7 protein-coding genes are annotated in these 7,328 nt (G+C 48.1%); 6 read left to right on the top strand and 1 reads right to left on the bottom strand.

Annotated elements, in window-relative coordinates:
• Together Q7V06_RS08925 and Q7V06_RS08920 are read left to right on the top strand one after the other, a co-directional pair.
• A partial coding sequence (locus Q7V06_RS08925; protein ID WP_304840720.1) for a TaqI-like C-terminal specificity domain-containing protein occupies positions 1-1,864 on the top strand: 1,864 nt, incomplete at its 5' end.
• 75 nt (positions 1,865-1,939) lie between these two features.
• A complete protein-coding gene (locus tag Q7V06_RS08920; RefSeq protein WP_304840718.1) occupies positions 1,940-2,125 on the top strand; it encodes a hypothetical protein in 186 nt (61 codons plus the stop codon).
• A 117-nt stretch (positions 2,126-2,242) separates the two neighbouring features.
• Here the strand turns inward: Q7V06_RS08920 and Q7V06_RS08915 are convergent, their stop codons facing one another.
• The gene (locus tag Q7V06_RS08915; RefSeq protein ID WP_304840716.1) at positions 2,243-3,283 is read right to left on the bottom strand and encodes a CPBP family intramembrane glutamic endopeptidase; all 1,041 of its coding nucleotides are present in this window, start codon (positions 3,281-3,283) and stop codon (positions 2,243-2,245) included.
• Between the two features lie 273 nt (positions 3,284-3,556).
• On the opposite strand from Q7V06_RS08915, the gene Q7V06_RS08910 reads away from it, so the two are divergent.
• The 4 genes from Q7V06_RS08910 (at position 3,557) to Q7V06_RS08895 (ending at position 7,156) form a co-directional block, all read left to right on the top strand.
• Positions 3,557-5,452: a propionyl-CoA synthetase gene (locus Q7V06_RS08910; protein WP_304840714.1), complete on the top strand. Its 1,896-nt coding sequence runs from the start codon at positions 3,557-3,559 to the stop codon at positions 5,450-5,452.
• A 317-nt stretch (positions 5,453-5,769) separates the two neighbouring features.
• Complete coding sequence (locus Q7V06_RS08905; protein WP_304840712.1) at positions 5,770-6,552, top strand: hypothetical protein; 783 nt, start codon at positions 5,770-5,772, stop codon at positions 6,550-6,552.
• A 33-nt stretch (positions 6,553-6,585) separates the two neighbouring features.
• Positions 6,586-6,843, top strand: a complete 258-nt coding sequence (locus Q7V06_RS08900) for a DUF4405 domain-containing protein (RefSeq protein WP_304840710.1) — start codon at positions 6,586-6,588, stop codon at positions 6,841-6,843.
• Positions 6,844-6,847: 4 nt separating this feature from the next.
• On the top strand, positions 6,848-7,156 hold the full coding sequence (locus tag Q7V06_RS08895; RefSeq protein WP_304840708.1) for a hypothetical protein: 309 nt from the start codon (positions 6,848-6,850) through the stop codon (positions 7,154-7,156).
• Positions 7,157-7,328 lie beyond the last annotated feature (172 nt).

The raw sequence follows: 7,328 nt of genomic DNA, 5'->3' as shown, positions 1-7,328 counted from the left end.
GTACATCGAACATCTGGTTCCGGTGATCAGGGGGAAAGGAGCAACCTCAAAAGAGGTGCAGGCACTCATCCCGGCGCAGTATCAGGAGACAACCGGGAAGAAAGGTGCAAAAAGCAGATCCGGAATACAGAACGAGCATGTGGAGCTGCCGATCTTTGCCGCCGGTGACGGATCGGTCTCCCGTGTACGGAGTACCTGGCAGCTCACCTCAGCTGAGCGGAAGCGGATTCTCTTAAACAACATCTTCGGCGTAGATATCGATACACAGGCTGTTGAAGTGACCAAACTCTCCCTCCTCCTGAAGGTGCTTGAAGACGAGAACGAAGAGACGATCTCAAAACAGCTGAAACTCTTTGCAGAACGGGCTCTTCCCTCACTCCACAAGAATATTAAATGCGGCAACTCGCTCATAGGCCCGGATATCTATATCGATATCCGGACAACACTCACAGACGACGAAATACGCCAGATCAACCCCTTCGACTGGAGACGCGAGTTCCCCGAGATCATGCTGAAGGGCGGATTCGATGCAGTGATCGGGAATCCGCCGTATGTGCGGCAGGAGACGCTCGGACAGGTGTTTAAGGATTATGTCAGGAAGCAGTATGCCGTCTATGCGGGAACAGCGGATCTGTATGCATATTTCATAGAAAAAGGCGTCTCTCTCCTCGGAGAAGGCGGCAGGTTCTCCTATATCGTTGCGAACAAGTGGATGCGGGCAAACTATGGCAAACCCCTCCGGCTATGGCTGAAGACAAAGCATATTGAGGAGATTGTGGACTTTGGGGATCTGCCGGTCTTTCAGAACGCAACCACGTACCCCTGCATCATCACGGTTTTGGAAGGCACAGCAAACCCAACCTTCCATACAACGCAGGTACAGAGCCTCGACTTCCCTAATCTCGCGGCATATGTTGAAGAGAACCAGTATCCGGTTAATCAGGATGAACTGGACGCTAACGGATGGTCACTTGCTGATGGCGGGGTACAAGGATTACTCAACCGACTTAAGGAGATGGGAATTCCGCTTGGAGAGTATGTGCAGGGGAAGATATTCTATGGCATCAAGACCGGGCTGAATAAGGCATTTGTCATCGATGCTGAGACTCGGGAGAGGCTGGTTGCCGAGGATCCAAAGAGTGAGGTGATTATTAAGCCGTTTTTAGCAGGAAGGGATGTGAAGCGGTATCAGCCACTTCATTCTGATACATTCCTCATATTTACCCGAAGAGGGATTGATATACGGCAATATCCTGCAATTGAACGCCATTTGAAACAACTTAAAACTGAATTGACGCCAAGACCCGCCGATTGGAAGGGTGATAAGTGGTCAGGAAGGAAACCGGGATCATACAAATGGTATGAGTTGCAGGACTCAATTGATTACTACAAGGAGTTTGAGAAGCCAAAAGTCATAATTCCGGCAATTGTGCGAAGTGCATCGTATGCCTTTGATAAAGAGGGTTTCTACTCAAATGACAAAACATCAATCATTCCAACAAATGACCTATATTTGCTTGGCATACTCAATTCAAAAGTCTCAGATGTCTTTATTTACAATATATCCTCAACAAAGCAAGGTGGATACTATGAGTACAAACCCATGTATGTGTCTCAAATCCCAATCCACCCCATCGACCCCACAAACCCCGATGACATCGCCCGGCATGATCGGATCGTTTCCCTTGTCGGGCGGATACTCGACCTGAATACGAAGGTGGGCGGGGTGCGGGAGGCACATGCCCGCGAACTGCTGGTGAGGCAGATCGAGGCGATAGATGCTGAAATCGATAAAGAAGTGTATGAGCTCTACGGGCTCACAGAAGAAGAGATCAGGATCGTGGAGGAGGCGGTTGCTCAGTAGAGTTACAGGTAGGTTTACAGGTGGGGACAAGGAGGAAGGTTATAGATAGCTTACGGATAGGGTTAGAGGCTGGAAATGCATATTCTTGAAGAACAGCATAAGCTCCACTTCTGGGATGCCCTGCTGGTTGCAACAATGGTGGAAAACCACATTCATACGATTTATACCGAAGATGCACATTTCAGGAAAATTCCCGGAATCACCGTGATTAACCCCTTCACCCCCTCAGCAGTGAGAGATCAGATCAATAGAGTGAGCTGATACCTCCATCACTTTCAAGTGTTGATCAAACTCTGATTGAACCCCACATGGATCAGGTGGGAGCTATTCAGAAGGAGGAGGGCCCAAAAAAAAATAGACCCTCTATCAAACAGCACTTCAGACATAGGAGGGGTTTTCGATATTCCCACCGGCTGTTTCATCCTTCCATACCCGCGACCTGATGAGGACAGCAGCACATATTCCCATAAGAAGAAGGATCGGCAGAAATGCTACGAGGACATTGGCATCTGCGATTAACGCATTCCCGGTATTGATGAAGGAGTCTGTGAGTGCATGCAAAAGCACTGCAATCCAGATGCTCCGGGTCTTCAGTACGGCATAGCTGTATATGATACCAAGAATGATCGTCCATCCGATATAAACGATATTTCCTGCAAGGGGATTATCGGGAAAATTCAATCCGACGAGCATGAGCGGCAGATGCCACAATCCCCATACAATCCCAACAAGGACAACTCCCGGGTATACGCCAAAGAGGGCAAATACCCTGTCCTGAAGGTAAAATCTCCAGCCGTACTCTTCTCCGAAATATTTGGGCCATGCAATGATGAACGTCATCAGGTACATGCCGATGAATACGAAGAATGAGCCCGGATTGTACTCCATCGTCGGAAAGCTCAGTCCGAGCATAGAGCTCATGAAATACCCAAGGATGAACAGCAACGAGAAAATTACCGGTATGATGAGGTAGTACCGGTAATTATGTCCAAAGGATAGTTTTGCATCAGCCAGGCTTCTCCTCCCGGATGCTCTCATGCTCAGTATGAGCACCATCAGGAATGCGGCAACGGAGATGATCGCAGTAAGAAGGGGAAAGGGTCCGATTGTTCCAAGGAGAGGCTGGTATAATCCCTCCACCAGCGTGACGGCTGAAGCAAGCAGGAACATGGCAAGGAATTGTTTTGACTCACGTGTCAGAGCCGTCGATCTGAAACCGACCATACACAATATTGCACCAACAGCCGGGATGTACATCGGAATGAGCATCCACTTGCTGGATAATATCCCGGACCCCTCCTGCATAATCACAAAGAACTCAAGGAGATAGGTTGCGGCAAAGGTTATGGCAAGAAAAGCAAACAATTCTCTTGTCAGTTGCTTTTTTTCAGGTTTGGCTGCGATCATATTCTCAATCAAAAGGCAGTTGCTCCACGATAATATTTAAAGGAACGCAATTGACTCCCCTGCATTGAGAGCGATTGATCTGGCGTAAACGAAGAGTCGATGGCTTGATCTGACCTTCTGGCTCATGAGGGCATTTCTTCCGTGGTCCAATGGTTCATGATTCTGATTGGGGAGAGACGATTTAAACAGATCAAGCCGACAAGCTTCCATCGTGCCGGCTTAACCAACAGCAACGAATAAGAACTATTCTCCCGTTTTTATATTTACGAACTAAAGAGGATTGATATGAGTGGAGAATATGAAGAGGCATTCCGTGAATCGATAAGAAATCCCGAACATTTCTGGGGAGCTGCGGCCAAAAACATTGTCTGGTACAAAGAATATGATCGGGTACTCACCCCCGGAGATCCCCCCTTTTACCGGTGGTTTGAAGGAGGAATGCTCAATACCTGTTATAATTGCCTCGACCGCCATATCGAAGAGGGCCGGGGAGACAGAATAGCCCTCATCTATGACAGCCCTGTAACAAAAACAGTCATAAAATACTCCTATACCGAACTGTGTGACCTCGTTGCACGCTGTGCCGGGGGCCTTCAGAAACTGGGCATCGAAAAAGGAGATCGTATCGTCATCTACATGCCGATGATACCCGAAGCAGTCATCGCGATGCTCGCCTCTGCCCGGATCGGTGCCATCCACTCTGTCGTCTTCGGCGGGTTTGCTTCCCGCGAACTAGCGAAACGGATCGAGGATGCAGGCCCGAAGATCATCATCACGGCATCATGCGGGATTGAAGTCGACCGGATCATCCCCTACAAACCGCTCCTTGACGGAGCACTCGCCCTCTGCACCCATACACCGTCGGCATGCATCTATGTCCAGCGGAAGGAGAAGATGGTTGATCTGAAAGGGGAGCAGGAGATCAGCTGGGATCAGCTCATTGATGCAGAACCTGCATCATGTGTCCCGGTCAATGCAACCGATCCCCTGTACCTCCTCTATACATCAGGCACAACCGGCAGACCAAAAGGGGTGGTGAGGGATACTGGCGGCCACCTGGTTGCACTCTCATGGAGCATGAAGAATATCTATGGAATGGAACCCGGAGAAGTATACTGGGCAGCCTCGGATATCGGCTGGGTGGTCGGCCATTCCTATATTGTGTACGGGCCGCTGCTGCATGGCTGCACAACGATTCTCTATGAAGGAAAATCGGTCGGCACACCCGATCCCGGAGCATTCTGGCGAGTTATTGCCGAACATGTCGTGTCGGCCCTCTTCTGTGCACCAACCGCATTCCGGGCGATCAGAAGGGAAGATCCCGATGGAAAATATAGAGCAAAGTACAATCTCTCAAAATTCCGGATGCTCTTTCTTGCCGGTGAGCGTTGTGACCCCGACACACTGGTATGGGCTGAGGAGATACTTGGTGTTCCGGTTATTGATCACTGGTGGCAGACAGAAACCGGTTGGGCGATCGGGGCAAACTGTGCAGGCCTTGAGCTGCTTCCAATAAAACCGGGATCATGCACAAAACCAGTACCCGGCTATGACATCCTGGTTCTTGATACCAGAGGAGATCCGGTGCCAAACAAAGAGACCGGAAATGTCGTCGTGCAACTCCCGCTCCCTCCCGGTTGTTTCACAACACTCTGGAAGAATGATGCCGATTATATCAGGACATACTTCTCAGCGTATCCCGGTTATTACCTGACATCAGATGCAGGCTTCATCGATGATGACGGATATCTCTGGATTATGGGCCGGACAGATGATATCATCAATGTCGCGGGGCACCGGCTCTCAACCGGCGCAATGGAGGAGGTGCTCGCATCTCACCCGGATGTTGCCGAATCTGCAGTCTTTGGCGTACACGATTCGATAAAAGGCGAAGTGCCGTTTGGCTTTGTAGTAGTGAAAGCCGGGGCTGAGAGGAATAAGGGCAAGCTTCCGCAGGAACTCATCGCCCTTGTTCGTGAAAAGATTGGTCCGATTGCATCCTTTAAAACAGCGGCAGTTGTACAACGCCTCCCAAAGACGAGATCCGGAAAGATCCTGAGGGGAACGATCAAGAAGATTGCCGATGGCACACCGTACTCAATTCCAGCAACGATAGATGATCCGGCAATCTTAGACGAGATCAAGGCAATCTTACAAGAGATGGGATACCCAAAACAGTGACCAGAGAGAGAAGACCGGCATCTCATCCTTTCTTCAGTAGATACCGCAGGTGAATCCGGCCACCCCCCACCTCATGGGAATCGATCAGCCCGGGCGAGACTGGAAGGGAAATACAAGAAGAGAAGGGTTCTATTCCAGCCCCAAAACCGAACTTATTTCGTAAAAAGCCATATCTCCCAAAATAGTTTGGATCACCCCTATTACCACCAAACAAAAGAATCAATAGTTAATCCAGAGCTGGATGGAAAAATGGTTGCCAATACATCATCCCATCCTTCAGCTGGAATAGTTTCATCAAATACTATGGATTGATACAGATGAGAAAAATATTTATTATGCTATGTATTGCACTGGTACTCTGCCAGTCCGTTTCCGCTCATTTACCTGGAGCCGCCGCCGCCCCAGAATTTGAACTGGAGTCAATCATCGTTTCTGAAGATGGAAGGCATATTGAGATAACTATCGATGATCTTGCTGCCTACCATGGAGAACTACAAGGGGAAGACCCCGATATTTCACCAGCTGTTGCAATGGTATATCGGGCTGTTTCAAGCGGTATTCTAGAATTGTGGGGAGATGAAATACCAGAGCGTTCAGACATCGGTCTGAAGACAACGTGGATCTCGTTTTGTGGAATTCATTCCAGCTGGTTTATAACAGGAACCGGCCCTGATATGGACCCCGGATACAAGGGAAAAGCTGAATTCATTGGTACAGATGGAAAACCACTGACAAACATGACAAACCAGAATGTTCGCAAGCATGCTCAGGCGATGAAGGCAGAGGACATGTGGTTTGAGATCACACAGTTATCAACGAAAAGATCAGTTGTTCGAACGATTTCTGATGACCTAAATCCTGCTGGATTTATTGAATTAAGACATTTAGCTAAGGTTGTAGAGAACCCAAAGCCGGAAGATATTATAGCATTCGCTTCAGAATACACAGTGTTCCGTGATGCATTACTTGAAAAACCAGATTTCGAGATCTTTAATGAAGTTGAGGAGCCCAAGCAGAGTATCCTTGCCGGGGGGATTGTACTTGCTCTTATCTGCGGTCTTGGGATCGGTATGATCATTATGCGGAGAAAGAAGGAGTAAATCCCCTCCTTTTCGATTCAGAGCAGAGGTACAATGGAACGAAGAGATATCCTCTATTATACGGATATCGGGATGCTCATATCATTTCTTCTCTGCAGCATTACCGGATTCATTAAATGGCCGGGACTGATATCAAAACTGAATCTGAGTTACCAGACAGTTCACTACAGTACCCTGACATGGATTCATGACTGGTCAGGGCTTCTGCTCTGTCTTCTTGCAATCCTCCATCTTGCAATGCATTGGAGATGGTTAGTGGCAATGACACGTAAAAAACTACATCAGAGGTGATCAAATGAAAATATCGAGTGGTATCGCCTGTATCCAGGTAATCTTCCTGATAGGTCTCGCCTGCAGTGTTGCCGGTTGCATCGATGACGGTTCAACTTCCGAAGACAAAAAAGTGATTCTTGTAACAAATCGTGGAGATAATGAATTACCAGACACCATATCCCACAATAATGAAGAGTCAGTTGATGAAGAGTCAGATACTCTGGCCGGGTCCTGTCCTTTTGGAAGACATTGTTGTGGAGGAACGCCATATTGTGCTTTATTCACCGATGCAAACAGTGATGGATGTTGCGATATGGGAGTGCAGAAATAACAGACACCTAAATGAACCAGAAAAAAAACTGGATAGTATCAGTATTTTCCTGTAAAATTCATTAAGGCTCTGTACCAAGTTAGAATTGCAAAAGGAGAACAGAGCCATGGATATGTATGATTTAGCACAAGATTATCTTTCCGATCCAAACGGTGTAATGCAGACCCTGTTG

This window comes from Methanocalculus sp. (assembly GCF_030651615.1).
Classification (GTDB): Archaea; Halobacteriota; Methanomicrobia; order Methanomicrobiales; family Methanocorpusculaceae; genus Methanocalculus.
The sequence above is the reverse complement of the archived record's forward strand: the minus strand, read 5'-3'. Positions and strand labels throughout refer to the sequence as shown.

What these genes read in the sequence shown, in the direction of transcription:
- Q7V06_RS08920 (WP_304840718.1), top strand. Translation starts at nt 1,940, where the DNA reads ATGCATATTCTTGAAGAACAGCATAAGCTCCACTTCTGGGATGCCCTG.
- Q7V06_RS08910 (WP_304840714.1), top strand. Translation starts at nt 3,557, where the DNA reads ATGAGTGGAGAATATGAAGAGGCATTCCGTGAATCGATAAGAAATCCC.
- Q7V06_RS08905 (WP_304840712.1), top strand. Translation starts at nt 5,770, where the DNA reads ATGAGAAAAATATTTATTATGCTATGTATTGCACTGGTACTCTGCCAG.
- Q7V06_RS08900 (WP_304840710.1), top strand. Translation starts at nt 6,586, where the DNA reads ATGGAACGAAGAGATATCCTCTATTATACGGATATCGGGATGCTCATA.
- Q7V06_RS08895 (WP_304840708.1), top strand. Translation starts at nt 6,848, where the DNA reads ATGAAAATATCGAGTGGTATCGCCTGTATCCAGGTAATCTTCCTGATA.